We start from the raw sequence: 1154 nt of genomic DNA, 5'->3' as shown, positions 1-1154 counted from the left end.
GGTACAACCTGATAACATCCTTTACATCATAACCCAAATACATCGTTTACATTACAATCTTGTAAACTTGCATCAAAATTCTCGTGGAGAAATAAGATGCCTTGGAAAGAAACGAATATAATGGAACAAAGAGTGTTATTTATTAAAGCCTGGTTGTCCCAAGATTATACAAAAACCAGCCTGTGTCAGCAGTTTGGCATTAGTCGTCCAACGGCTGATAAATGGATTAAACGCCACGAACAGATGGGATTTAATGGCTTGAAAGAGCTTTCTCGAAAGCCTCATCACCGCCCCAATGCGACACCACAATGGATTTGTGATTGGTTGATTACCGAGCGGATTAAACGTCCCGATTGGGGAGCCAAAAAGCGACTCGATATGTTCGCCCGCTGTTATCCCAATACACCGTGTCCGGCAGATAGCACAGGTGATTTAATTTTACGGCGAGCGGGCTTGGTGAAGCCGAGAAAACGTCGTCGTTATACCGCAACAGACACATTGCCTTTTGAAACCTGCGATGCACCGAATACAACTTGGTGCGTTGATTTCAAAGGGCAGTTTCCAATAGCCAATAAAAAGCTTTGTTATCCGCTGACGGTAAGTGATAATTTCAGTCGCTATTTATTGCTGTGCAAAGGCTTACCCAACACTAAAGCCGATGCGGTTATCCGCTTGTTTGAACAGCTTTTTAACGAGTTCGGTTTACCTTGCACCATTCGTTCTGATAACGGTTCGCCTTTTGCCTCCAGTGCATTGGGTGGGCTTAGCCGACTATCCAAATGGTGGATTGACTTAGGCATTCGCCCTGAACGCATTCAGCCCGGACACCCTGAACAAAATGGGCGACACGAGCGAATGCATCGCAGTTTAAAAGCGAGCTTAAACGCCCGTTTAACCAAACTGGAATATGACTTCAATGCCCAACAAGTCGTGCTAGATGCGTTTCGTGATGAATATAATCATGACCGTTCACATGAAGGCATTAAACGAAAAACACCCGCTGAATGCTATACGCCTTCTCTTCGAACTTATACGGGCAAAATAGCACTCTATGAATACAATGAGCAAGCGGAAATTCGCCAAGTTCGACAAAACGGCGAAATCAAATGGCAAGGTCAAAATTATTACCTCAGCCAAGTGCTTGCCAAAGAACC

1 protein-coding gene is annotated in these 1154 nt (G+C 44.5%); it reads left to right on the top strand.

Features of this window, described 5'->3' with window-relative positions:
- Positions 1-96 precede the first annotated feature (96 nt).
- Positions 97-1154 (top strand): DDE-type integrase/transposase/recombinase (locus BKK52_RS13150; RefSeq protein ID WP_077478883.1); only part of this gene is annotated, 1058 nt, incomplete at its 3' end.

The organism is Rodentibacter trehalosifermentans (genome assembly GCF_002000545.1).
Lineage (GTDB): Bacteria > Pseudomonadota > Gammaproteobacteria > Enterobacterales > Pasteurellaceae > Rodentibacter > Rodentibacter trehalosifermentans.
Note: the sequence above shows the minus strand (reverse complement) of the source record. Positions and strands in the feature narration are given on the sequence as shown.